Origin of the sequence: Rhizobium sp. TAL182, assembly GCF_002117725.1 — a bacterium.
Taxonomy (GTDB): domain Bacteria; phylum Pseudomonadota; class Alphaproteobacteria; order Rhizobiales; family Rhizobiaceae; genus Rhizobium; species Rhizobium esperanzae.
Genome location: NZ_CP021024.1, coordinates 1205404 through 1230230 on the forward strand (window position 1 = coordinate 1205404; position 24827 = coordinate 1230230).

General features: G+C 60.5%; 25 protein-coding genes and 1 pseudogene. 12 read left to right on the top strand and 14 right to left on the bottom strand.

The window, feature by feature from the left end; genetic code table 11:
• The first annotated feature begins 356 nt into the window (after positions 1 to 356).
• On the top strand, positions 357 to 1301 hold the full coding sequence (locus Tal182_RS06150; protein ID WP_164517812.1) for a methyltransferase domain-containing protein: 945 nt from the start codon (positions 357 to 359) through the stop codon (positions 1299 to 1301).
• Positions 1302 to 1502: 201 nt separating this feature from the next.
• On the opposite strand, the gene Tal182_RS06155 is transcribed toward Tal182_RS06150, so the two are convergent.
• The gene (locus Tal182_RS06155) at positions 1503 to 2501 is read right to left on the bottom strand and encodes an acyltransferase (protein ID WP_085858646.1); all 999 of its coding nucleotides are present in this window, start codon (positions 2499 to 2501) and stop codon (positions 1503 to 1505) included.
• Between the two features lie 98 nt (positions 2502 to 2599).
• Here Tal182_RS06155 and Tal182_RS06160 point away from each other — a divergent pair, with 98 nt between their 5' ends.
• Positions 2600 to 2812: a hypothetical protein gene (locus Tal182_RS06160; RefSeq protein ID WP_011424451.1), complete on the top strand. Its 213-nt coding sequence runs from the start codon at positions 2600 to 2602 to the stop codon at positions 2810 to 2812.
• A 216-nt stretch (positions 2813 to 3028) separates the two neighbouring features.
• On the opposite strand, the gene Tal182_RS06165 is transcribed toward Tal182_RS06160, so the two are convergent.
• From Tal182_RS06165 to Tal182_RS06170, 3 genes are all read right to left on the bottom strand, one after another.
• Positions 3029 to 4648: a hypothetical protein gene (locus Tal182_RS06165; protein ID WP_245344827.1), complete on the bottom strand. Its 1620-nt coding sequence runs from the start codon at positions 4646 to 4648 to the stop codon at positions 3029 to 3031.
• Positions 4611 to 5024 carry a hypothetical protein gene (locus tag Tal182_RS32650; RefSeq protein ID WP_245344828.1) on the bottom strand — a complete coding sequence of 138 codons (414 nt, stop codon included), beginning with the start codon at positions 5022 to 5024 and terminating at the stop codon, positions 4611 to 4613. Before Tal182_RS32650 ends, Tal182_RS06165 begins: the two co-directional genes overlap by 38 nt.
• 63 nt (positions 5025 to 5087) lie before the next feature.
• Positions 5088 to 5327: a hypothetical protein gene (locus Tal182_RS06170; RefSeq protein ID WP_125461460.1), complete on the bottom strand. Its 240-nt coding sequence runs from the start codon at positions 5325 to 5327 to the stop codon at positions 5088 to 5090.
• A 144-nt stretch (positions 5328 to 5471) separates the two neighbouring features.
• On the opposite strand from Tal182_RS06170, the gene Tal182_RS06175 reads away from it, so the two are divergent.
• The 7 genes and pseudogenes from Tal182_RS06175 (at position 5472) to Tal182_RS06205 (ending at position 9414) form a co-directional block, all read left to right on the top strand.
• Positions 5472 to 5726, top strand: a complete 255-nt coding sequence (locus Tal182_RS06175) for a hypothetical protein (RefSeq protein WP_085858651.1) — start codon at positions 5472 to 5474, stop codon at positions 5724 to 5726.
• Positions 5701 to 6165, top strand: a complete 465-nt coding sequence (locus tag Tal182_RS06180) for a lysozyme (RefSeq protein ID WP_085858653.1) — start codon at positions 5701 to 5703, stop codon at positions 6163 to 6165. Before Tal182_RS06175 ends, Tal182_RS06180 begins: the two co-directional genes overlap by 26 nt.
• A complete protein-coding gene (locus tag Tal182_RS06185; protein WP_085858655.1) occupies positions 6165 to 6527 on the top strand; it encodes a hypothetical protein in 363 nt (120 codons plus the stop codon). The genes Tal182_RS06180 and Tal182_RS06185 overlap by 1 nt, the downstream gene beginning before the upstream one ends.
• 4 nt (positions 6528 to 6531) lie before the next feature.
• Positions 6532 to 6759 (top strand): hypothetical protein, encoded by a 228-nt coding sequence (locus tag Tal182_RS06190; RefSeq protein ID WP_085860860.1) that lies wholly within the window; start codon positions 6532 to 6534, stop codon positions 6757 to 6759.
• Positions 6756 to 8613, top strand: a pseudogene (locus Tal182_RS06195) (hypothetical protein). Before Tal182_RS06190 ends, Tal182_RS06195 begins: the two are co-directional and overlap by 4 nt.
• A gap of 12 nt (positions 8614 to 8625) precedes the next feature.
• Entirely contained in the window at positions 8626 to 9054 is a 429-nt protein-coding gene (locus tag Tal182_RS06200) for a DUF1515 domain-containing protein (RefSeq protein ID WP_085858657.1), read from the top strand.
• A gap of 174 nt (positions 9055 to 9228) precedes the next feature.
• Positions 9229 to 9414 (top strand): hypothetical protein, encoded by a 186-nt coding sequence (locus Tal182_RS06205; RefSeq protein WP_020920687.1) that lies wholly within the window; start codon positions 9229 to 9231, stop codon positions 9412 to 9414.
• A gap of 147 nt (positions 9415 to 9561) precedes the next feature.
• Here the strand turns inward: Tal182_RS06205 and Tal182_RS06210 are convergent, their stop codons facing one another.
• Both Tal182_RS06210 and Tal182_RS06215 read right to left on the bottom strand, forming a co-directional pair.
• Complete coding sequence (locus Tal182_RS06210; protein WP_085858659.1) at positions 9562 to 9762, bottom strand: hypothetical protein; 201 nt, start codon at positions 9760 to 9762, stop codon at positions 9562 to 9564.
• Positions 9763 to 10299: 537 nt separating this feature from the next.
• On the bottom strand, positions 10300 to 11802 hold the full coding sequence (locus tag Tal182_RS06215) for a DegQ family serine endoprotease (protein ID WP_085858661.1): 1503 nt from the start codon (positions 11800 to 11802) through the stop codon (positions 10300 to 10302).
• A gap of 453 nt (positions 11803 to 12255) precedes the next feature.
• Between Tal182_RS06215 and Tal182_RS06220 the strand changes: the two genes are divergently transcribed.
• Positions 12256 to 13293 (top strand): LacI family DNA-binding transcriptional regulator, encoded by a 1038-nt coding sequence (locus tag Tal182_RS06220; protein WP_085858663.1) that lies wholly within the window; start codon positions 12256 to 12258, stop codon positions 13291 to 13293.
• A 75-nt stretch (positions 13294 to 13368) separates the two neighbouring features.
• The gene (locus Tal182_RS06225) at positions 13369 to 14289 is read left to right on the top strand and encodes a LysR family transcriptional regulator (RefSeq protein ID WP_085858665.1); all 921 of its coding nucleotides are present in this window, start codon (positions 13369 to 13371) and stop codon (positions 14287 to 14289) included.
• Between the two features lie 60 nt (positions 14290 to 14349).
• Here Tal182_RS06225 and Tal182_RS06230 read toward each other — a convergent pair whose 3' ends face one another.
• Both Tal182_RS06230 and Tal182_RS06235 read right to left on the bottom strand, forming a co-directional pair.
• Positions 14350 to 15303, bottom strand: a complete 954-nt coding sequence (locus tag Tal182_RS06230; protein WP_085860861.1) for an NmrA/HSCARG family protein — start codon at positions 15301 to 15303, stop codon at positions 14350 to 14352.
• 235 nt (positions 15304 to 15538) lie between these two features.
• The gene (locus Tal182_RS06235) at positions 15539 to 16510 is read right to left on the bottom strand and encodes a quinone oxidoreductase (RefSeq protein WP_085858667.1); all 972 of its coding nucleotides are present in this window, start codon (positions 16508 to 16510) and stop codon (positions 15539 to 15541) included.
• 71 nt (positions 16511 to 16581) lie between these two features.
• Here Tal182_RS06235 and Tal182_RS06240 point away from each other — a divergent pair, with 71 nt between their 5' ends.
• Positions 16582 to 17448: a LysR family transcriptional regulator gene (locus Tal182_RS06240; protein WP_206426546.1), complete on the top strand. Its 867-nt coding sequence runs from the start codon at positions 16582 to 16584 to the stop codon at positions 17446 to 17448.
• 30 nt (positions 17449 to 17478) lie between these two features.
• Here the strand turns inward: Tal182_RS06240 and Tal182_RS06245 are convergent, their stop codons facing one another.
• The 6 genes from Tal182_RS06245 to cysD all read right to left on the bottom strand — a co-directional run bounded on the left by Tal182_RS06245 (position 17479) and on the right by cysD (position 24727).
• A complete protein-coding gene (locus Tal182_RS06245; protein ID WP_245344830.1) occupies positions 17479 to 19314 on the bottom strand; it encodes a PBP1A family penicillin-binding protein in 1836 nt (611 codons plus the stop codon).
• Between the two features lie 597 nt (positions 19315 to 19911).
• Positions 19912 to 20553, bottom strand: coding sequence for a peroxiredoxin-like family protein (locus tag Tal182_RS06250; protein ID WP_085858671.1), 642 nt, complete (start codon positions 20551 to 20553; stop codon positions 19912 to 19914).
• Between the two features lie 340 nt (positions 20554 to 20893).
• Positions 20894 to 21334 carry a hypothetical protein gene (locus Tal182_RS06255; protein WP_064801094.1) on the bottom strand — a complete coding sequence of 147 codons (441 nt, stop codon included), beginning with the start codon at positions 21332 to 21334 and terminating at the stop codon, positions 20894 to 20896.
• Positions 21335 to 21625: 291 nt separating this feature from the next.
• On the bottom strand, positions 21626 to 21898 hold the full coding sequence (locus Tal182_RS06260) for a hypothetical protein (protein WP_164517767.1): 273 nt from the start codon (positions 21896 to 21898) through the stop codon (positions 21626 to 21628).
• Positions 21899 to 22275: 377 nt separating this feature from the next.
• Complete coding sequence (gene cysN / locus Tal182_RS06265) at positions 22276 to 23772, bottom strand: sulfate adenylyltransferase subunit CysN (RefSeq protein ID WP_085858675.1); 1497 nt, start codon at positions 23770 to 23772, stop codon at positions 22276 to 22278.
• Between the two features lies 1 nt (position 23773).
• Positions 23774 to 24727, bottom strand: coding sequence for a sulfate adenylyltransferase subunit CysD (gene cysD / locus Tal182_RS06270; protein WP_010034611.1), 954 nt, complete (start codon positions 24725 to 24727; stop codon positions 23774 to 23776).
• Positions 24728 to 24827: the final 100 nt, after the last annotated feature.

Here is a 24827-nt window from a genome sequence, read left to right on the forward strand (position 1 = left end):
CGCCGAGCTAGTGGTGTTATAAGTAGCCTAGCAGGACGCGAAACGCCGGATGCCTTCGACTATAGCGGAACCTTCGTCCAGGACAGCCACATGATGGCGGCGGGGTTTGCGGCATACGCTTCTCGGCGGCGCAGATCAGCGCATTTTTTCAGGAGGCGGCAAATTGTAAGCTTGAGACCGCCATTATTGATGCCACGTCTTTTGCAATGATTACTCTCGTTTCGGTTCGCGGTTCCGACACGCCGAGAGAAATCGTTCATCTGCTGAGAGGTCCGCTTCGGCCCCGGCTTTTACGCAGGACAACCGCACATCCGCGTTGAACCGCGTTGCCTTCCATCGTATAGCATAGGGATGAAATTAGCGATAGCGGTGATCAAGTGACTTCGATTTTAGAGCAGTTGTTGAGCGTGTTCTGGCTCCGGCCTGAGACCGCTATCTGGAGGTATTTGGATATCGAGGCGATGAAGGGCTTCGAATTCGAAGGGAGATCGCTAGACTTTGGATGCGGAGACGGCGTCTTTTCGTTCATTAGAGCGGGGGGGCGGTTTAGCGCAGGCTTCGATGCATTTCAAAAGACGGAGAAACTTGACCGATTTTATCAGAACGTAGACGTGTATGACTCCTATGATGAGAGTTACGATCCCCTCGTGGCGAGCTCTCCTTCGTACCAGATAAGCGTAGGCTTCGATCATAAAGCTAATCTGCTTCGAAAAGCGGCGGCGCTGAATTTCTATAAGGAAACGATCAAGGGAGATGGAAACGCGCCCCTACCTTTCGACAGTAATTCGTTTGGTTCGATCTTTTCTAACATCGTCTATTGGCTGGATAACCCGGCTGAGGTCATGTCTGAGCTGGGAAGAATTTTGGTGCCCGGCGGCAAGATCTGCCTGATGCTACCGAATGAAACCCTTCCACAGTTCAGCTTCTATAACTCCTTATATGCCAAGACCAAGGATGAGCAGTGGAAGTGGCTTGAATTGCTAGACCGCGGAAGACTGAGCGATAACATAAAGCAGTCAAAATCAGATGATGCTTGGCGGGAGATTTTTAGAAGCGCAGGCCTTTCGGTTTCTCACCATTCACAACACCTGCCCAAAGTGGTAATCCAAGCATGGGATATTGGCTTTCGACCGATGTTTCCGGCGCTCATGAGCATGGTTGCGAGCGTCGATCCTCAGAAGTTGCCAAGCATAAAAGCAGAGTGGGTAGATGCGCTCCGGATGTTTGCAAATCCTCTCACTGCTATAGGCCAAAAAAATGATAGCAGCAGTGCATTTCACTGCTATATCCTTACCAAGTGATCGATCCGTTAGCGGCCTTCCCAATTCAGCCGGCCAGTTCAGCAGTTTGGGCCATTTTGTGGGATCATACCTGCTGGTGAATGTTTGGCGCGATGAATTGTAGCTAGTCGGCGCAGCATTCTTCATTAGCTTGCGCTTTTACAGTTGCGTCAGTTTGGCATTTCGCTGCCGCAGGAATCGGTCCTCAGCACCTTCGAGCGACTACGCACCGTCCCTTATCGCGATTCCGTCGCGTTCTTCCAGGCGATGTCTGGCGGCTAGCTGCTCCATCTTTGCTTTGGCACGGCGTGCGGCGGCATGGCACGGCTTCTCGATCCATCGGTAGAACGGATAGGCGAGAGCCAGCGACAGGGCGCAAACGACGATCGGCGTCGTCACCAACCATCCAATTGCCGCGGCCGCGATGACGTGGACGAGGTAAATTGAAAAGCAGGCCTCACCGATGGTCTCCAAGACATTGATGGGGCCTCTTTCAGAGGCGTTCCTGATCTCCACCAGTATCCAGCAAGCGGCGAGCGCCGAGAACGGCACCATGGTCAGGTAAAAGCCGGCTGCGGTGTTCATCGTCGCCCAATAGAGAGCAGAAGCAGTTGCGGCAGTCGCGGCGCGCCAGCCCCAAACATTGCCTGGCAGCTTCAGACGGTGAAGATTTTCAGCAAGGTAGCAGCCGAGGAGCCATGCGGGGAGCCCGACAACCCAATTGAGTTGTGGTCCGTAGGCTTTGGCGTTTCCGAATTGGTCAGAGCCAACGCCTATCGCTACGCCATATGCGGCCACGACAGATGCCACGATGAGCAAGGGCCAACCAATCCGGCGAGAGATGGCTAGGATAAGGGGATAAAGGCAGTAGTAAATTGCCTCGCAAACGACGGACCAGAGAATATAGCCGTCGATCGGATTGTAGGCTCGCATACCCAGCGCTTGCGCCAGGATGAAGGCTGCGGCGGCTGGCGGCACTATCCGAATAAAGCGGCCGGCAAGGAATGGCCCGACCTGAAGCATGCGCGCCTGGTACGGATAGTGGATGCAGAAGCCCGAGACTACAAAGAAGGCAATTACCGCCGGATGGCCCGTGAAGAGGTATTTCGAAAGTCCGGGCATCGCCGGGCCAAGAAGGTGCGCGAATACAACAGACAGGGCGGCAACCGCTCTGACGGTATCGATACCTTCGACTTTGCCCGAATTTTGAAGTGAACGCATGCGGCCAAGTAACCTCGGCGCGAACACTTTATCAAGAGACAACTATTAGTGTACTTGCGAGTACTCTAATAAGCCGCAGACACTGAGGCAAAAACCCCATGAAATTGATCCGCAACAAGCGCCGCGGTGCTCACGTGGTCGCTGTCCATGTGGTGCGTCTACTTGGCTTGTTGGAGCTGCTGCCTTATGTCGTGCCGCACCTCGATGACTTCATCCCGAAATGGCTGTCGATCGGCATCCTTCTGATGTCCCCCATCGCGCGCGTCATCCACCAGAAGAATCTCAAAGATGAACAGGCTCAAGAAAGGTAGCGCCGCAGCCGCGATGGCCGTTGCATTTGGTCGGGTCCTTCGAAAGGCTCCCGCAGCATGCTTTATCCAGAACCCGGCCACTTAAGGTCAGCCGTGGACGATCTGCTATGGCAGCGCCCGCAATGCCTGGACAAAAGACCCGTCAATCTTCAAAATCAATCCGCACCAGCCAATTCCAAGACCAAACACCTAAGCAAATTGCGGACGCGTCCGATTTCATTGTAGGGGAAAACCGTTGAACCGGTACAGTTCCCACCCAAATGCGTCTTTCAGCAGCAAAGTCGATTCCGGCAACATTCGCGATATGGTTTTTTCCGCCAACGCAAACTTGGCGGCGCCGATGCGATCGGCCACTATATGCTGTTTCTCTGTTAACCGGATAAAGTACCGGATGTGATTGCGCTCGATAAAGGCGTCCACATCGTTTTCGGATTCAGGAAAGATATAAGGCGGCAGCAACCACCCTTTATCTCTGCCTCCCGTATAGGCGGCGGCAATTAAAGTACTACCCGTATCGAATGGTTGAAATACGATCCTCAAATCATTTGCCGCGACATAGCGATAGACGGTGTAACCTTCACGCTGGGCTCCCAGAAAATCATCGAGTTTTTGCCGGCCAATCAGGACATCCATGACGCCCTGCTCCATCCAGGAATAGGGTTGGCGTTTGGGGCGAGACATGTATTTAACGGCAGGATGACAGAACGCAACGACAGTAACGAGCGCCACCGCAAACGCGAACAAATGGCCGTTGACGGCCCTCTGTCCTTTCCGCAGACGTGCCGACTTTTCGAATAAAATTCCACCCGGCCGGGCAGCACTGCTCGCTGCAATTTTCTCGACTATCAAGCTCGCGCCGATATACGCCGTGGAGTAATACAATAGGTAAGCGGGCGTTGCCCATCGTATGTGGTTGAACATGACGGCGTACCAGATGATGAACATCGCAGCAGTCATCGCGACGAGCAGGAAAATCCTTCTAAACGACGCAATCAACGCACCGACGATAAGGATGAGAGCGACGATTGCATATTGGCGGCGATCCAGAAACCAATCATGCAGTATGAAGAAAAAGTCATGCCAGCCTTGAAGGGTTGTCAGATCGGTGACGAAAACCCGGTTTGCCGGATCGAATGCACGGCCGACTTCAATGCGATAAGCCGCCATCCACTGGTCCGAAAGTCCGGGATGCCCGAAGAAGAAAGGATAGATCGGATTCCCGAGCACAATGAGATTTTTGACGTACCAGTAGCCCGCAAGGGATAAAAACGCGGCCAGGCAAGTCAAAAAAAGCGAAAATGGCAATTTGCCGCGAAAGATCGAAGGCAAGAGCGCCAAGCCGATCAATCCAACCATCTGAAGCTCGGTATATTTGCCACCGACTGCCCCACCCAAGAGCAAAGCACAACAGACAATCTCTGAAGGCCTGCGGGTCTCAAGGTAACGCCAAAGATAAAGGACGGCGGCAACCGAAAAACAGGATCTGGGAAGGTCTGTCAGAGGAACTGCGGCGCCTGGCGTAAAAAAGGGCTGGAACGCGATCAGGAAGAAAACCAGCAATAATCCGGCCGCCCGCCAACGGTGCGCACAACTTGTGAGCAGCAGCAGGAATCCGAGGAATATCGCCACATTCATCAGACCCGCAGCGAGCCAATGGTCGACGAACAATAGTGCACAAGCAAAAAGTACATTGAAGAAAAGCGGTATGTTTCCGTAAAAATTGCTGTTCATCTGCGGCGAGACGAATCCGCCATGGGAAACGATGCTTTGGGCGAGTGGGATCTGAAAAGCCCAAACGTCAGCTGATCCTGCCGGGAAAAGCGCTGTAACCGACATTACCCCCGTCAAGGCAATAAATGCAGCTGAGGCCAAAAGCGGGAATGGATTGCCCTTGGCGGTCGCCCGCACACCCGTTACGGCCCAAATTGCGCAAATCGCCAAAGATCGCCCGCACATCATCCCGGCGCCAGATCATCAACATGGCAGCAAGGGGCAGCACGATTTCCGCGCGCAACAAATGAATTGCCCCAAGAGCAGTTGCCAAACCGCCGACGAGCGCAAGTCCCGGCAAGACGCCGCTGAGGAGCAGATCCGTCCCGTCACGAAAAGAAGGATTAATGCCGCGGTTCAACCGAAGCACAAGCGCACGATGAAGGGTCAGGCCGAATAGTAAAATCGCTGCAATGACAAGCCAGGCGGCGAGGACAGTCATGACCGGATGTTTCCCCTTGTGCGTTCCCGCTCATGGGCGGCACCGATGCAAGCTCGCGAACCATCAGATCGGAAATAAAAAACTCGTAGCAGCAAAGACCCGCCACGGAGCAGTCTCAACTCCGATCGCCAAGACCGGATAGGGATCGGTCTCCCTGCCGCCGCGGGCAACGCCCGGCATAAATGAAAATTTTTCCTCTTTGTCAATTGCCAGCGAGGATGGTTCGAAGACACGGCGTTGTGCGGGCGCTGCCGTGAAGAGCATTTCCCATAGTGCATCCTCTTCCAGACGGCTCAGGATCAATGATGCACTATCACACTCAGGAACTACACACCCCTTTTTCCGCTCGGCGGAAGACCACCACGTACCATTGAACGTAAAACTCTCGCTGCCGTCTCCACGCAGGGGCCGAGTGCCTCGCCACATTCAGAATCTGGAGCCTACCCCATGCTCGTCCATAACTGGCGCGCGGTGCTGAGGCGCGCCTGGAGCGTTCGCCTCATGGCGCTGGCGCTGCTCTTCATCCTCCTCGAGCCCGTCTCCAATGTCCTCGCGGCAACCTGGGTATCCGGCAATCTCTACATCCAGCTCGCCATGTCCACGGCATCGGGGCTCTTCGCCGCGGCGGCGATCGTCGCCCGCATCTTCGTCCAGCAGAAAATCTCAGGAGAACTGAATGGCAAACCGCCTGCAGAAAGGTAGCGCCGCGGCCGCGATGGCCGTTGCATTGGTCGGAAGCTTCGAAGGGCTCCGACAGCATGCCTATCCTGACCCGGCCACTCAAGGTCAGCCGTGGACGATCTGCTATGGCAGCACCAATGGTGTGAAGCCGGGCGATTATAAGACGGTGGGAGAGTGCAGGGCGCTGCTTTCGCTCGAACTGCAGCAGTATGCCAATGGCATAGAGCAGTGTGTCACGGCCCCGCTTCCGGATGCCCGCTTCGTGGCGCTGACCTCCTTTGCCTATAATGTCGGCGTCGGGGCGGCCTGCGGCTCGAGCGCGGTCAAGCTGATCAACCAGGGCAGGACGGCCGAGGGCTGCGAGGCTCTCCTCAAATGGAACCGCGCCGCCGGCATCACCTTTCCCGGCCTGACGCGCCGCCGGCAGAAGGAGCGCGCCTTCTGCCTGGAGGGCATCTGATGTTCGGCCTTCTCGACGCGCTGAAGATGGGCGCCGGCATCGCCGCAGGCCTCGTACTCTATCACCTCTATGCCGCGTCGATCGGCTATCCCTCGGCGGCGCGTCAGGCGCGCGCCGGTTACGTCCTCATGTCCGAAAAGACCGCGGCCGAAGCCAGGGCGGCCGAGATGGAGCGCCAGCGGAATGCGGCCGCAGGCGCCGGTGAGGAGCACCGCAGGCGCCTGGAGGCCGCCAAGGCCGCCGAGCAGGCCGCCAGAGACACATTGGAAAACGAGATCCGATCCTATGAATTCGAGCTTTCGCAAACGAACCGCGCTTGCGCTGTCACTGCTGCTGATCGTGACTGGCTGCTCCGCCACTGAGCGCCTGAACAAGGCGGCGGTCGCGAGCGGGCAGGCGGCGGCCGGCATCGTGCTGCCGCCGCTGCCCGACGATCTCAGAAAGCAGGAAGCGCATGCGCCTGTCCGCGAGGGCGAGCCGCTGATTGCGGTCCTCGCGCGCGAGCGCCAGGCGCTCGACCGCGCCAACGCCCGCCAGGAGCGTAGCGTCAAATTCTATGATGACCTCACCAGCCGATACGGAACACGCCGATGATGAATGCCATTTCGCTCGCCCTTGCCAATCCGATGCGGACCGGCGCGGGCGGCAGTGCCGGAGACCCCGACCGCTACATGTTTTTCGCCACCCGCAACCGCATGCCGTCGGGCGCGATCGTCACCGCCGCCTCCGGCACGAATTATGTCTGCACCAAGATCGTCGTCAACACGCCGCAATACAAGACGCGGACCTTCCGCTTCCATCTCTCCGGCTTCGCCTCGACCGAAGGCGGAAATTCGCCGCAGGAAACCGTCGTCACCAGCACGATCGGCACGCCAGGCAATTCCGTGATCACCGACGCCATGTTCATCCGCGTCGCCGGCGTCTTCTACCAGTGCAGCTTCGCCGGGGCGAACACGGTGACCGTCGCCGACCAGACGAACGGGGCCTGGACCGACGAGCTCACCATTCCCGATGTCGCGCCGGAAAGCGAAATCGAAATCTGGCTGTTTTATCACACCGCCGTCGGCGAGAAGATCTGGCCGGTCTACCGCATCCAGAAGCATCGCGGCGAACGCGTCTGGGGCGCCGGCGATCTCGCCACGCTTCTTGCCTTCAAGGATAGCCCGCTCGCTGACAGCACTGCCGCGCTCGATACCGGCTATGGCACACAGGCTCAGCCGCAATATTGGGGGGCCGATTTCATGGTCGCCAAGGGCGACTGGGATGGAAGGCCGGTCGCGCTGGCGTTCGTCGACAGCATCGGCGAGGCGCGACAGGAATATTCTTCCGCTGCCGATGCGCGCGGCAATCTCGGCTGGCTGCGCCGCTGGCTCGACAGGGACGGCGGCCCTGGCCGCATTCCCCATTGCCTGATCGGCATGCCCGGCGCCGGTTCCGTCCGCGAATACACCGGCAGCGGCTCTTCGATCGCCACCAGGCGCCGCGACATCATCCGAGAAATCCAACGCCTTCAACGGCAATAAATGGCCGTTCACGGTCATAACAAATCAGATGGGGCAGAACGACACGGCCTCGACCTATACGCAGTTCTTCACCACCAATTACCGCTCGCTGGTCACCCGCCTGCGCGCCGAATATGCCGGCGTCAGAATCGTCGCCTTCCCGCCGCTCGGGCGGACGACGATCACACGCAACGTCACGCTGACCTCGGTCGGCACGGTCGCCACGGCGACCATCGCAAGCGGCCTCAACGGACTGGCGACCGGCCAGACCGTCAGCATTTCGGGAGCGACGCCGACCGCTTACAATGGAAGCTATGTGATATCGGTCGTCGACGCCAACACCTTCACCTACAATTTCGCCGGCGGCACCTCGCCAGCGACCGGGACCATCACCTGCAACGATCTCGGCCTCAGGGCCGAGTATCAGGTCTATGGAACCAACAACAGCTGGCCGTCGGACGGAACGGACGCTTCGGGAAAATGGCGGCTTCGCGATGATATCCTTGCGCAGACATCGGCTTGCTGCGACGCGGCAATCGATACCTATGCAGCATGGGTCTCCCCCTCCAGAGGCGGTGTCTGGCCCGGCATGCTGGAGCTTGCGAGCACGACATTGACCGCGCAGGCCGGAACGGACGGCGTTACCACCTATAACCAGATCGTCGTCGCGGATGCGAGCATCTTCAGGCCCGAGCAGACGCTGCACATCTATTCCGGTCCGGACGGCCTGGCTCGCTTGAGCACGCAGGTCGTCGCCAGCATCGCCGGCAACCTTATCACCTATCAAGGCGTGAGCGCCGTCATTCTGCCGGCCGGCTCTGTGGTGCGTCCGGCGCCGTCCGTCGGGGAGCTTTCGCCGGTCTCCTTCATCCACCCGCAGCCGGTCATGATCGACCGGATATCGAACGGCGTTGCCCAGTCCGAGAAGCTCAAATTCAATTCCTGAGGTGGCCCCGCCATGACATCCAACGACGATATCCTGCGCGCTCTCGGGCGCGTCGAGGGAAGGCTGACCGGCATCGAGGAAAATGTCGCGCTGCTGCGCCAGGAGATGGGCGACGAAAAGGCCAATGCCCATGAGAGCCGTACGGTGATCCACAGACGGCTCGACGAACAGGCAAGGCAGATCGCCCATCTCGATACCAGGGTGGCAATCACAGGCGGCGCCGACGCGCAGATCCGCGCCGAGATCCTGACGCTCAAGGAAACCGTCGAGAAGAACCAGGAGACGGTCGGCCCGGCGCTCGAAGAGTGGAAACGGATGAAATCGATCGGCTATGGCATTTCCGGGCTGATTGCCTTCGCAGGCCTGACGACGGGCGGGGTCATTGCCTATGCGAGCGATGGGGCTGTGGCGGCGCTCAGGCATTGGTTGAAGATCAGTTGAGCGGTGCGCCACTTTGCGCTGTTTGGCGACTGACGGCGACTGCCGGCAGGTCAAACGCAGCAAACGGAGTCAGCTCGGCTGATATATTGCTCTCTCGCACGGCTTACTAAAATTAGACTTTTCTAACGAACAAAACCGCCGCCTGTTTGTTACCCTTTCAAGGAGGAAGCAGACATGAAGAGCATGAGCAATCGCCAAGTTCGTATTCCCGGGCCCCGGGAACATGATGTTGCCGAGCATTGCCGCAAGTTCGGGATTGGTCCGGCGGAGGAGAAGAAGCTGAAAAAGCTGCTCGGGTCTCATGCGCCGCTGCACGAGATTCAGGCCAACGCGCCGCCACGCCTGCCGAAATGGCGATAGCGCCGGAGCCGGAACTTCCGGCACTATCCGGCGTTTGGATCGCCGGGCCGCGCGGCTGGTCTCGTCTCCTGTACCCCTGCTACCCCGGCAGGCGCTGCGCGGTCCACTGATTCCCTGGCTACCGGCTATCGCACGCACTCAGAGCCTTCAATGGCGCAACTCGCGCGACAGCATCAGGATATAGTCGTCGGCGATGTCGGCGACCACCATGGCCGCTTCGGCCGGCGGATAGCCCCTGCCGACGGCCTCGGCAATGATCTTCATCACCTGCGGTTCAAGCGCTTCCCGACAGTCGGCCAGGCTTTTGTCGTCCGGGCATTTGGCACGAAATTCCACAATGTTATTCATGGCATACCCCTCCGTTTGATGTTGCGGCGCTCCTTGATGCATGAAGCCGGTCCCTCTCGGGAAAGGCGGGTCACCGTTCCGGGGCGCCGTGCCGGAACAAATTAGCGATCATGAAAATACGATGTCACAGGGCGGGATGTATTCAAGTTGATGCTGATATTAAGGTAAGGCAGTAGGGTTAATTCGTCCAGCGGCAGTTGACGGCCCGTCTGCGGGAATGTCATGCAATAAGGCAACGTCGTGGTTTTGTGTTGTTTCCCGGCATACAATGCAGGCGGTTTGTTTGGATTTTCGCGGGAAATGCTGCCTTTATATTGCGAGGTCCGGGCGCAGCTCTGTCCCGGAGCCGGACAGCCACGACGGGACGATCCTCGGCCTTGTGCCGAGGATCTGCGCACGTCCAATCGGGCATTTGATAATTAGCGCTTTTACGGCGGAACAATTGCGGTGGTCAGATGCTCGGCACAAGGCCGAGCATGACGGAAGAGATTTTGTCAGCAAAGTGAGCCCGCTTTCGCAAGCTTTTGCTGGATTGCTTCACGCCGCGGCAAAAGGCACGGCGACGAAGGTTTTATTCCCGTCGCGTTCGACGAGCAGCAGCACGGATTTGCGGCCGGCCTTGCCGGCTTCGGCGATTGCGGCCTTGACGTCGCGGGCATTGTGCACCGGCCGGTCGTTGACCGAGACGATGACGTCGCCCGACTGAATGCCGGCGGCAGCGGCCGATTTGTCCGGATTGACGCTGGCGACCACCGCGCCGCTGACCGAGCGCGGCAGGTTGAGCTGCTGGCGCACATCCGGCGTCAGCTCGGCAAGGCCGATGCCGAGGCTCGGCTGGCCGGAGGCCCGACCCGGCGCTTCCGGGCTTGTCGCTGCGGCCTGCTTCTGGCCGTCCGCATTGGCGCCGACGGTGACGTTGAGATCGATCGGCTTGCCGTCGCGCCAGACGCCGAGCGATTTCTGCGTGCCCGGCGAGAGATCGGCGACGAGACGCGACAGGTCCTTCGGCGTCTTGACGGTCTCGCCGCCGACCGACGTGACGATGTCGCCGGGCTTCAGGCCGGCATGGGCGGCCGGCGTATCGGCGGAGACGGCGGCCACCAGCGCGCCGCCCGTCTTGTCGAGGCCGACGGCATCGGCGACGTCTTTCGTGACCGGCTGGATCTGCACGCCGAGGTAGCCGTGATTGATCGAACCGTCCTTCTCGAGCTTGGCGACGATTTCCTTGGCCTCGTCGGAGGGAATGGCGAAGCCGACACCGACGCTGCCGCCGTTCGGCGAATAGATGGCGGTGTTGATGCCGACGACCTTGCCCTCACGATCCACCAGCGGGCCGCCCGAATTGCCGTGGTTGATCGGCGCATCGATCTGGATGAAATCGTCATATGGTCCGCTGTGCAGGTCGCGGCCGCGCGCCGAAACGATGCCCGCCGTCACCGTGGTGCCGATGCCGAAGGGATTGCCGATCGCCAGGATCTGGTCGCCGAGCTTCAGCTTGTCGGAATCGCCCCAGGCGATGGTCTGCAGCGGCTTGCCCGCCTGGATCTTCAAGACGGCGACATCGGATTTCGGATCGGTGCCGATCAGCTTGGCCGGAAGTTCCGTGCCGTCGTCGAGCGTCACCTTGATGCCGACGGCATTGTCGATGACATGGTTGTTGGTGACGATCACGCCGTCGGGACTGACGATGAAGCCGGAGCCGAGCGCCATCGCATGCTGGGAGCCGCGCTGTTGCGGCGCCGGGCGCGGCAGCGGAATGCCCTGATCCTCGAAGAACTGGCGGAACTGCTCGTCCATCGGCGATTGCTGATCGGCGCTGACATCCGTTGTCTTCATCGTCGTGGTGATGGTGACGACGGCAGGCTTGTCGGCGTCGACGACGGAGGCGAAGGAGCCGCTCGGGGCGAGAATACCGCCCGTGTCCGATGGCGCGGCAAAGGCGCTGGACGAATTGATGGCGTAGGGCAGGCAAGCCGCGCCGGCGATGATGGCGGCCCCGACAAGCGCTGCTGTGCGATGTTTGCTGAGAATATGTGACATGGTGGTGATCCCTTGCGAGAGCGTTGGCTTGTGATGGCGTCGTAGTTCCATGTCTGGGACCTGGCGTCGGATGAGGTGCGCCAATTCCTTCGCTCGCCGGCGCGGATCGTCGGGAAGCGACGATCGGGGAGGGCAAGAAGAATTCGCGCTCGGGATTAATATGATCGCGCCGAATGGCTTTACAAATTAAATATTGATCATGTTTATATTTCCGATTTGTAAGACATTACTGAAGTTTAACCTTCGTCGCCCGGTGTCGGCGCCGGCCGCCGCGCTCTCTGCCAAACTGCCGGTCGTTTCGCCTGATAAAGGCGATCCCGCTCTCTTCGGCAAGTCGGATCTGGAACCCGTTGCGGCCATAAAAGTTAGTAGACTCTAAAATATTTCTTCGTCAGGAAGTAATGACCGGGGAATCAGCCGCAGGCGCGTCTCGCCCACGGTATATGAGGGGCGATGAAGAATTCGGGTGAGCGGGGGCGGAAAGCCAAACGCGGGATGCAGGTGAAGCTGAGCGATGTGGCGAAGAAGGTGGGCGTCAGCCCGATCACCATTTCGCGTGCGTTGCGCAATCCGGAAATCGTCTCGGAGGATCTGCGCGAGGAGATTCTGCGCACGGTCGAGGAGATGGGCTATATTCCCAATCTTGCCGCCCGGGCGCTGGCCGGCCGCCACAACGGCATTATCGGCGTCATCACGCCCGCCCTGCATCAGTACGGTTTTGCCGGCCTGATGATCGGCATCGAGGATCGCTTCCGCGGCACCGAGTTCACTGTGCAATATTCCAGCACGCTGCACCATGCCGAGGGCGAGGCCGGCCTGCTGAAATCCATCCTGACCCAGAAGCCGGCCGGCGTCATCATCGCCGGCGCCGAATCCTATTGCAATCTTCTGCCGCTGATCGAGAACGCCGCCTGTCCCATCGCCCATATCACCGATCTCAGCCAGGAACCGCACAGGCTGGTCGTCGGCCTCGATCATTATGCGGCCGGCGCTGAGCCGACCCGCTTTCTGTTGTCGAGGGGCTATAGTCGGATCGCCTTCATCGGCCGCGGCGGCGACGTCCGCTCGCGCCGGCGCATTGCCGGTTATGAGGCGGTGATGCGGGAAGCCGGCCTTTTCCAAGAGGATCTCATCATCGGCGGCGATGCGCCGAGCCGTATCGGCCTCGGCAGGGAGTTGTTCTCCCGCCTGCTCGAGCGCGTGCCCGATGTCGATGCCGTTTTTGCCCAGAGCGATGAACTGGCCTTCGGCGTGCTGATCGAATGCAAGGCGCGCGGCATCCGCGTGCCGGAGGATGTCGGCATCTGCGGCTTCAACGACCTGGAATTTTCGCCCTTCATCGAGCCGTCGCTGACGACGGTGCACCTACCGCGCCAGGATATCGGCCACCGCGTCGCCGACATGCTGCTGCGCGCCATCCACGATGAGCCGCCCGGGGAAGACAGGGTCGATTGCGGCTTTTCGATAGTGCCGCGCGGTTCGACGCGGTGATCTGGCACGTGCCGGGCCTGGCCACAGTCAGGATTATTCCGTATATGGAGCGGATGGCGACCACTGTGCTGAAAAATGGATAACACGGGATTGTCTTTTGACAGGATGCGCACCTTTGTTCGGGTGGCCGAGCGCGGCAACCTGTCGATGGTCGCAAAGGAGCTCGGCTTCGGCCAGTCCACCGTGACGCGGCACCTCAATGAGCTTGAGGAGGCTGTCGGCGTGCCGCTTCTCAGCCGCACCACCCGCCGCGTCACCCTGACGGAGGAAGGCAGTCGCTATTATGCCAACTGCCTGCAGATCCTGCGCCTGGTCGAACAGGCTGCCGAGGAAGCCAGAGATGCCCGTCAGGCGCCGGCGGGCGCTGTCCGGCTTTCCTGTACGGCAGCGCTCGGTGTCATGCATGTCACGCGAATGATCTTTGACTTCCAGGACAGGCATCCCGACATCCGCATCGACCTCAACCTGACGGACGAGCGCATCGACCTGGTTCGCGAAGGCGTTGACGTGGCGCTTCGCCTTGGACCTCTCGCCGACAGCTCGATGAAACTCCACGCGGTCGGAGAGAGCCAGCGGCTGCTGGTCGGTGCTCCGGCCTATTTGTCCGCCCGGGGGCGGCCGGAGCGCCCGGCCGATCTGTCACGCTATGAAACCATCGTGATGTCCAACGTGGTTGGCAGCAATCAGCTCCTTCTTTCCTCTCCCGATGGCGCCAGCCTGGTCATCCCGGTCGGCGGCCGGCTGCGTGTCGATCACGGGCTTGCGGCGCGCGAAGCCCTTGCTGCCGGACGCGGCATCGGTCCAACACATCTCTGGCTGGTTCACGATCTGCTGGACGACGGCCGGCTGGAGGTGGTGCTTGGAGACTATCGGCCTTCGCCCGTTCCGCTGAGCTTGCTGATTGTTCCGGAGCGTTCAGCCATTGCCCGCGTTCGGCTCCTCGTCGACTTTCTTGCCGCCGAGATTGCCAAGCTGCCGGGAATCCGGCCGTCGTAAGACTTTGCTTTCAAGCATGTCGTTGCCACGCAGGCGCTGCGGCACTTGTGCGAGACAGCTTCAATCTCCGAAAGACCTCTTGTCGCCGCGCCATCCCGTCGTCCGCAGAAACTGCTCCCAGTTGAGCGTCTGGGGATTGAGCCGCCGGCTCCATTCGAGATCGTGCTCCTTGCCGAAATAGCCATATTCGACCGCATACTCGACCATCCCGAGAAGCTCTCGAACGAAAAATTCGTTGGCGGCAAATTCCGGAAAATGGCGCAGCAGCCCATCTCTGGTGAAAGCATTTCGATACTCGGCCTTGCGGCCGGTGACGCGCCGGAAGGTTTCGACCATCTCCCGCGGAGAAATGATATCGCCGACGATCGGCAGCGTTTTGCCGTTGTAGCGCTCGGGGTTCGAAAAAATCTCGAGGACAACAGGCCCGGTCGCCGTCAGCGGATCGACGAAAGGCGCCCGGAAATCTTCCGGAAGATAAATCGGCAAGAGCAGGGTGTCGCCTTCCATGCGCGGCGCATAATACTCGATAAGGTTTGTATAGAAGAATGCCAGCATGACGAAGGAATGAGAGATCGGCAGGCCGCGAATATGATCTGCAACGCGCGCTTTGTCGGTAAAATGCGGCGCATATTTCGTCCCACCGGTGATCTTGTCCACATTCTCCAGCGTGCTGAAGACAATGTGCCCGACGCCGGCCTCCACGGCCGCATCCGCCAGCTGCCGGCCGAGAGGCGCTTCGGTCGTCTCCGGCGGGGCGATCGGCGGCGTCATCAGAAACGCGCCGTCCGCGCCCTTGAATGCCGCAACGAATTCCTTCTGAAGGCCGAGTGCGAGGGGTGCGGCGACGATTTCCGCGCCGAGTTTCTCGAGACGCAAAGCTTCGGGCGAATCCCTTCTTCGAGTGAGAGCGCGGACGCGGAAACGCTGGCTTTCAAGAAGCGTCGCAACGACGCTGCGCCCCTGTTTGCTCGTTGCACCGGTGACCGCGATCAGTGGCTTGTTGTCTGTAGACATGTCTTTCATCCTTTTCCGTCACTTGCCGCCGGCCGGACGGGCCGGCGTCCTTACGAGGTGGCTCGGGCCGGTCCATTGCCGATCGCCCACCTGGCGGCAGTCTACCGAAACACGCTTTGTCGCTGTAGATAGACGGAATGGATAAGATAATGCCATTTTTCTGATAAGTGGGCTGCCGGATCGCCCACCCGGATCAGCCCGTCGAAAGCCGCCGCTCGGATCGGAGCGCAGGCAATCAAGGTATCAGCAGGATACTGCCCGCCGCGCGCCCCGATTCCATCTCTTCGTGCGCCTTGGCAACCTCGGACAAACGGTATTCGGCACCGATTTGCGAAACGATGCCTGTCTCCATCGCCCTGATCGCAGCGACTGCAGCCTCGCGATATTGTTCGACGTCGGCGCACCAGGCCATGATGCTCGGATGGCATAGCGCCTTGCCCGGGCGAAGTTCCTCGACAGCCACGGGTGGAATGGCGCCGGCCGCCTGACCGATGGTGACAGCCATGCCGAATGGGCGGACAGAGCGTATGCTTTTGAGAAGCGTCTCGCCGCCGATCCCATCATAGGCGACGTCGACGCCGAGCCCGTTCGTCAACCGCTTCACTTCAGCGACGATATCGGCGCCGCGTCCAACGATCAGATGATTGGCTCCACAAGATGCGGCGAGGGCTGCTTTTTCGGAGGAGCCGACCGTCCCGATGACCGTGGCTTGAAGCGATTTGGCCCAGCGAACCAGGATGCTGCCGAGCCCGCCCGCGGCCGCATGGATCAGAACCTGATTTCCTGCACGCACATTATAGGTCTTCTTCAACAGCATGTAGGCGGTCATGCCTTTGAGCAGCGAACTCGCGGCCGTTCTTGCCGAAATGGCGTCGGGCAGCTTGATCGCCCTTTCGGCGGCGATGTTGCGTGCGGAGCGATAGGCGCCAACCGGAGGCCCGGCATAGGCAACGCGATCACCTCTCTCGAACATCGAGACGCCGGGGCCGACGTCCTCGACGATGCCAGCCGCCTCGGCGCCAATCACCGTGGGGTAGGACGGCATCGGGTAGATACCTTTTCGGTGATAAACATCAAGGAAGTTCGTTCCGATCGCCTCATGACGGATTCGGATCTCGCCATCGCCGGGGCCCTCACACTGGTACTGCTCAATATGGAGCTGGGTGCTGTCGCCGGGGGCGTTCAGCCATATGATCTGGTCAGTCATCGCTCGTGCTCTCCTTATTTCGGACAAATTAAGCGATGGCGAAATGGGTGAAAATTCCCTATTACTGCACAATGATTGGGAGAGATTTCACAAAACTGGATTGGGACGACCTTCGGCATTTCCTGGCCCTCGCGCAATCGGGAACGTTGCTGAGCGCAGCAAAACAACTCGGCGTCGAACATGCGACCGTCAGTCGGCGCGTTTCGTCGCTTGAAGCCAGTCTCGGACGCAGACTCGTCGACCGCCGCGGACGCCGCATCATCTTGACTTCGGACGGAGAGCAGGTCGCCAGGCACGCGGCTCTCGTCGCCGTCCAGACAGCCGCAATCGAGCAGCTTGGTCGCAGCAGCGCCACGGAATTGCGCGGCCATGTCCGGATCAGCGCGCCTCCCGCACTCTCAAGCGTGCTGCTCGCAAAACCGATCGCGACCGTCAGGCGAGACCATCCCGGCGTCGAGATCACGCTTGTCGGAGAAAAGCGCCTCGCCTCGCTGAACAGGCGGGAGGCGGACGTCGCCGTGCGAATGTCGCGTCCGGAGGACGGAGATTACGCTATCGCCAAGCTCGGTGAGACAAGCTTTCATCTCTACGCATCGAAGGCCTATCTCGAAACGGTTCCACCGGCGGACTGGACCTTCATCGGTTACGACGAAACCATGAACGCCTCACCGCAACAATTGCGGCTTGTCGAACTGGCCGCCGGCCGGCCGATCACCGTGAGGTCGTCCGTTCTGGAGTTTCAGGCCGCAACTGCAAGCCTTGGTGCTGGTGTCGTCATGCTTCCCGATTTCGCCGCCCTGGAGTCGAGCGGTCTCCAGCGCATCGAGACCGAACAGCCGTTGACGAGAGAGGTCTGGCTTGTGGTCCATGCCGATATCAAAGACGTCCCCTCCGTCCGTGTCGTCGTCGATGCGCTGAAAAACGCTCTGGGCAGGTAGTCCCCGCGGTTGGATATCTCCCGAACCCGATCACTTTTCGCAAAGCCGTCGGCCGCCGGAATAGGGCTGATAGGTACAATCGGACGGGCGGAAGGATCGGTAACTGCGCGAGCAGGCGCTGATGTTGCAGGACTGCGGTGCGCCTTGACCATCGTCGACTATTTCGGTCGATCGCACGCCGTTCAGGCTTGGTGCGGTCGTCGCCTCGCGGATGAAGTCGCGCCAGATATGGGCCGGCAGGGCGCCGCCCGTCACTCCCTTCATCGGCGCGTCATCATCATTGCCGACCCAGACGCCGACGACGAGGTTGTCCGTGAAGCCGACGAACCAGGCATCACGATTGTTCTGGCTGGTGCCGGTCTTGCCGGCCGCAAAGGTGCCGGGATCTGCTCCACGTCCGGTGCCGCGCTCGACCACCAGCTGCAGCAGCCCGAGAAGATCGGACTGGTAAGGCGAAAGATCGACACTCGGCTTGGATTGCGCGCCAACGCGAAAGGCCTTGGGCTGCCCTGCCGCCTGGAAATCGATGATGCCCCAGGGCTTGACGGGGGCCTTGCCGACTTGGACGGACGCATAGGCGCTGGTGAGATTGAGCAGATTGACTTCGGAGGTACCGAGCGCCAAAGACGGCGTGTCGGCCAGTGGCGCATCGATACCGAGTTCGCGCGCCGCGGCAATCACATTGTCCAGACCGACCTCTTGGGTAAGCGCCACCGACGCGGCATTGAGCGATCGCGCAAATGCCTCAGCGAGCGTAACCCACCCACTATAGTTGCCGCCGGAATTTTCCGGCGACCAGCCGTCGATTTCGATTGGCGCGTCCAGAACCTGGTCGGACAAGGTGAGCCCAGCCTTCAATGCTGCGTAGTAGACGAATAGCTTGAAGGTGGAACCCGGCTGGCGCATCGCAGTGACGGCGCGGTTGAACTGGCTCGCCTTGTAGTCGCGCCCGCCAACCATCGCTACGACCGCGCCGTCCGGCGTCATCGCAACCAAAGCGGCCTGCGATGCCCCCACTGTTTTTCCTTCGCCGTCCAGGGACCGTTTCACGACGCGCTCGGCCATCTGTTGCAACTGCGGCACCAGCGTGGTGCGCACCGTCGTCGAACCTGGCGACGAGCCGGCGATTTCGCTCGCCTGCGGCGAAATCCAGTCGGCAAACCAGCTTCCCGAGCGCGGCGTCGGCGTCGTTGGATGCAGCTTGGCAAAGCTCCCCTTGGCCTCCGCCGCCTCCGGCGCGGTGATCTTGCCATTGGCCGTCATCGCGTCGAGAACGACCATGGTGCGCTGCCGGGCGCCTTCGAAATTATCGATGGGGTTCCATTGGCTGGGCGCCCGCAACAACCCCGCCAGCATCGCCGACTCCGGTAGGTTAAGGTCGCCGATATCCTTGTTGAAATAGATGCGCGCGGCCGCAGGCATGCCGGTAGCCCCCGCGCCAAGATAGACGCTGTTGAGATAGCGCGTCAGGATTTCCCGCTTGCCGAGCTTCCATTCCAGCCAGACGGCGATGACAACTTCCTGTATCTTTCGTTTTATCGTTCGATCGCTGTCGAGATATTGCAGCTTGATGAGTTGCTGGGTGATGGTGCTGCCACCCTCCACCACCGAGCCGGCCTCCAGGTTCCGCAGAAACGCCCTGCCGATGCCCCTGGGATCGACGCCGAAATGATCCATGAACCGGCGATCCTCGATCGACAGGACGGCGTCGATCAGATGGGGCGGAAACTGGTCGTAGCGCGCATATGGCCCTTGATAAGGTCCCTGCCTGACCAGAGGCGCGCCGTCGGCAGTTTCCAGCACCACGACCGGCTTTAACGTTCCATCCCGGATTTCGCTCCAGGGCACGTCTTTCAGTGCCCACACCAGCACGCTTCCGACGAGGAGGCAGACAAGAAGGGTCAGCCCGAGAGCGAATTTCCACCAGCCCGCCAGACGCGACCGGCGCTGGCTGCTTTGTGCCGGATTGATACGCCGAACGCGAGTTCCGCCTCCGGCTCTGGCTAGAGCAGTGGTCATCCACCTGATTGGAGCTGATGTGGCTGCCAGCCGCATCGACCGCCGCAGCTTCCGCCTCAAAACCGAAGCGGCCGTCCTGCTCTTCGCCAAGGCAGAACTTGCCTGCAAATCGTGACGTAGCGCCCGGAATAGATTGCTCGCGGCCCGTCTGGTTTGGCCGAAGGATCCGTGGGGCGGTTGCGGGTCGTTGACTTGGGCACTGTCTGGTGAATCCGAGGCAGCCGCTTGCGCCGCCAGATCTGCTGTCTGATTGCGACCCGAGATCGAGCTGCTAACGCTTTCACCTGAGGAATCGGGAGAATTGGGCATCGGTAACCGCTAAAAAGCCAACGCAGCATGACCTATATATCCGCGTGATGCGGAGTGTTCCACCTCAAAAGGCCGCAGCAGTTCCGCAACTCACTGAGCACCACCCGGGCGGTGGGCGTCGAGCCAGTTTTTCTCTCAAGGTGCGACCTGGGAAGCTACCGACATCAATTCCTGGGAATTCGGTGCCTTGAATGTCTGGAGCCCAGCCTCCAGCACCTCGGTGAAGCTCCAGCGCACGATTCCCTGCCGGTCTATGAGGAACTGACCGACAAGCTGCCCGTGGTCGGCGGTCATCATCCGCTCATCGGCTTCCGTCATTTGATATCCTTCTTTCTTGTTAAGAAATTCGCCCATTGCCACCACGCTCATGGGCTCGGGCAACTCGCCCGGAAGATCGATCCGTATCGCCATCACCGTGTCGATCCCGACCTCGCGTAAGCCGAAGGCTTGGTGCGAAGCCCGTACCGGGTCCGAAGCAGCAAGAAGATCGGGTATCGGATGGTAACGGAAATAGAGCCGCGCGCGTTCGACCGGGGTGTTTACAACAGCCAGGGATTGGACACCTTTCTCACGCAGCATCGGGTTGAGATATGCCATGGCGGCGACATGGCGCCGGCAGAACGGACAATGCAGGCCCCGAAACAAACCGATCAACAACGGGCTGCGGCCACGAAAATCGTCAAGTGCGATCTTCCCCTCGCGCGAGATTGCATCAAACACAACGTTCGGGACCGGGTCGCCCGGTTGTAGCGGGTGGTCGATATAGGGCGTGGACATGGACACCTCCTCGCTCGGGATCAGTCAAGCAAATGCGCCACGTGAAGTACTGCGAGGTCGAGATTGAGCGTTGCAGGCCTGACCTCTCGTCTTACCGCACCGCCAGGATCAAATTTAAGAATGTGCTCATATGAGCCCGCGGGCAAGCGGCAAACAGCGAATCGGAATTGAAAAAGTCCGTTTTCTGCAAACGCTGTTTTTTAGCGGCCAATCTGTGAATTATCGCACGCTGACCGGCCGCAAGCCTGTCAACGGCAGCGACCCCACCCGATTTCTCTGTAGAGTTTTAGCAACTCTGCGCATCGCGACCCCTTCGGGACGGCGAACGGTGCGACGGCCCTTACTTTACCGTGATGGCAATACCGCTGAGATCGGCGTTGACTTGCAGGCCTACCTGCTTGCCTGAGAGTTCGAGTTGGGCGCCCTTGTCATTGGTCATGACGATCACCTGGGCCCCCTTGCCGACGGCGCCGCCACCGCCCGCCGCACCGTAGACCCCCGTCACATCTCGAGCGCGGCGAATATGGCGAACGGTACCATGAAAATTGGTCTTAGAAGCCCCGAAGGCGAGGCCGCCCGAGATGCCGCCGACAGTGATGGGATAGCGGCGACCATGGAAGGTCAGCGTACCCTCGCCTCCGGAACCACCCACGAAGAAGGCAGCCTTGTAGACTGAGAAACTGATCGTACCGCTGTCGGCATGCGCGGAGCCGGCAAAGCTGATTCCCGCTGCAGCGATAACCGCAGCCGCGACTGAACGAATTGTGGACGAATTCTTCATGATGCAAGTCTCCTCAAAATCGAGGCTTACCCAGCCAGGAGGGCGTGTCAGCGTCATGCCAAAGTCACAGCTGAAACAGTCTCGCCCGTCATTAGTTCCAAGCACGCCGCCAGAATCCGGCCGGGAGAGGGCCGCCACGAAACGAGGCTGATAGCAAACATAATCTCGGTGACAGGGCAGCCGATGGCAGCCCGTCATGCACAAGGAAGGCGCAAGAAAGACAATCGCAGCGCCTTCAAAATCGATCTACCTAAGCCTAATTGCAATTCGCCTGAGTGACTGTTGGCCTTCTCAGCGGGGCTTCACGTTGGCGTGCTCGTTGGCGGCATCCGTGTCAGTGGCCGGCGTCTGGGTGTCGTGTCCGGTGAACGGACTTCCCTGGCCGGGCGCCAATGTACCGCTGTGACCGGCACTGTTGGTGGTAAAGGCGTGCGTCGTGGAAGCCGCCGTGCTGCCGGACTTCAATCCATGCTGTTCCGCCTGGAAAAGATGGTCATCCGCCTGGGCAACGCCGCAGGTGGAAATCAGCAAGAACGCCGCGGTAATCAAGTGATGGATTTTCATCGCAAGAACTCCTTCGTTTTCTGCCCTGGACGACAACACGCTAGCCACCGCCGATATTCGCCAATTCGTCATCACATCCTCGTGAGCCACCGCCTGCAGAACAGGTGTGACTATTTCTGGGAGTCAACTCTGAGAGCGGGTCTTGCGATTAATCTGGTCCCGCCTAAGTGGCTTGGAAAATGCCGGACAAGGCAATGCGCTTAAGCCCGAGGGCTTTGGCCGCTTCCGGCCGAAAGCGGGCGTGCAAAACGTCCGAGGATCGGATCGATTTCATCACTGAAGTTTGCGACAGCGCCTTTCGCGAGGAATCCGCCAGCCCTTAGCCAGCGGGTTCGGCCTCGCATAAGGGGCCAGTCTTGCTGGCCCCCTATCTCTTATCAGATATCGCTCGCAGCGCTCGACCAGAGGTCGGCCGCTTCGGCTGCCGTCATCCGCCGCACTTCGGCTTCATGGCTGCGGCTCGCGAAGAGTTCGCTCGCCATGATCTGCTCGGCAAGATCGGCCGGCAGCGAGAGGATGACGCGGGCGTCGCCGGTGTGCAGCCCGCCGAGCTCGCTACGCTTGCCGGTCACCATGCCGCCGGCGACCGTGTTGTTGGTCTCCGGATCGATCAGGATGAAGGAGCCGGACTGGCGGTTCTGCTCGTAGGGGTCGAAGATCGCCGCCTCGTCGAAGGAAAGCCGCACCTTGCCGATCGCATTCATGTAGAGCCGCTGGGCGGCGTTCCACGTGCCGGTCTTCAATTCGAGCTGGCTGAGCGGCTGAACCTGGACGCGCTGGCGGCGCGAGCCGCTCTTCAGCCAGTAGCGCTTGCCGGGCTCGATGCCCTCGGGCTGCAGCGCGACGATCTGCGCGTCGAAGGCAAGGCCGACCTGCGGCTGGGCGTCGATCGAGACGATCATGTCGCCGCGTGCCACGTCGACCTGGCGGTCGAGCACCAGCGTGATCGCGTCGCCGGCGACGGCGGCGTTGCGCACGAGATCGAAGGTGACGATCTTGGAGACATTGGCGACCATGCCCGACGGCAGGATCATGACGCTGTCGCCGGGCTTGACTGAGCCGCCGGCGACCGTGCCCTGATAGCCGCGGAAGCTTTCGCCCGGACGCGACACGCGCTGCACCGACAGGCGGAAACCGACCGTCTGCGACGAGCGCACGGTGGCAAGCTCCAGCGTCTCCACCAGCGTCGGGCCGCTGTACCAGGGCATGGCGGCCTGGCCGGAATAGACGACGTTTTCGCCCTTCAGCGCTGACATCGGAATGGCGGTGATCTGTTTGACGCCGAGCGACAGCGCGAATTCCCGGAATTCATGGCTGATCTTCTCGAAGCCGGCGCGGTCGTAGCCGGTCAGGTCGATCTTGTTGACGGCAAGCACGAACTGCTTGATCCCGAGCAGCGAAGCGATGGTCGCATGACGGCGCGTCTGTTCCAGAATGCCGAAGCGCGCGTCGACGAGCAGGATGGCGAGATCGGCGGTCGAAGCACCCGTCGCCATGTTGCGAGTATATTGCTCGTGGCCGGGCGTGTCGGCGACGATGAAGGAGCGCTTGTCGGTGGAGAAATAGCGATAGGCGACATCGATGGTGATGCCCTGTTCCCGCTCGGCCTGCAGGCCGTCGAGCAGCAGGGCGAAGTCGGGCAGGCCGAGATCGTTCTGCTTGCCGGTGGAATCGCGCTGCAGCGTGGCGGCCTGATCTTCCTTGACCGCCTTGGTGTCCCAGAGCAGGCGGCCGATCAGCGTCGACTTGCCGTCATCGACGCTGCCGCAGGTGATGAGGCGCAGCGGGCGCGAGTCGCGCTGAGCCTTCTGCGGCTCGGCCGCGGGCGGGCTGACGGCGGTTGCGGCCGAGACGGCGGTGTTGGCTGCGGTCATCTCAGAAATATCCTTCACGCTTCTTCTTTTCCATGGAGCCGGACTGGTCGCGGTCGATGGCGCGGCCCTGGCGTTCGGACACCGTTGCAATTTCGAGTTCGGCGATCACCTCTTCCAGCGTGGTCGCCTGTGAGCGGATGGCGCCGGTCAGCGGGAAGTCGCCGAGCGTGCGGAAGCGGATCATGCCTTCCTGGCGCACTTCGCCGGGCAGGAGTTCGAGGCGCGGATCCTCGGCCAGGATCATCATGCCGTCGCGCTCCACGAAAGGCCGCTTCCTAGCGTAATAGAGCGGCACGAGCGGAATGTCCTCGGCCTGGATGTAGCGCCAGATATCGACCTCCGTCCAGTTCGACAGCGGGAAGGCGCGCACGCTTTCGCCCTTGCGGATCATGCCGTTATAGACATTCCAGAGTTCCGGCCGCTGGTTGCGCGGATCCCAGCGATGGTCGGGCGTGCGGAAGGAATAGATGCGTTCCTTGGCGCGGCTTGCCTCCTCGTCGCGTCGCGCACCGCCGAAAGCGGCGTCGAACTGGCCGGCATCGAGCGCCTGGCGCAGGCCCTCGGTCTTCATGATGTCGGTGAAGGCGGCCGATCCATGGGTGAAGGGCGTGATGTTTTCGGCCGCACCGCGCGGATTGATGTGCTCGATCAGGTCGAGATCATACTTCTTCGCGGTTTCGTCGCGGAAGGCGATCATCTCGCGGAACTTCCAGCCAGTGTTGACATGCAGGAGCGGGAAGGGCACGCGGCCGGGATAGAAGGCCTTGCGCGCCAGGTGCAGCAGCACCGAGGAATCCTTTCCGATCGAATAGAGCATGACGGGACGCTCGAATTCGGCCGCGACCTCGCGGAAAATATGGATGGATTCGTTTTCCAGCGCCTTCAGATGCGGGTCGAGCGGCGCCTTGGCGCTCTGGGGATTGCTGAGTTCCGTATCCGGACGGCTATCGGGCATGTCTTACTCCAGACTGTCGATCTTTGCGGCTGCCCGCAAACAATTCCTTGATGTAGGCTTCCCCAAAGGCTGCAGCGGCCGCCGCGCCCTGATTGGGAAA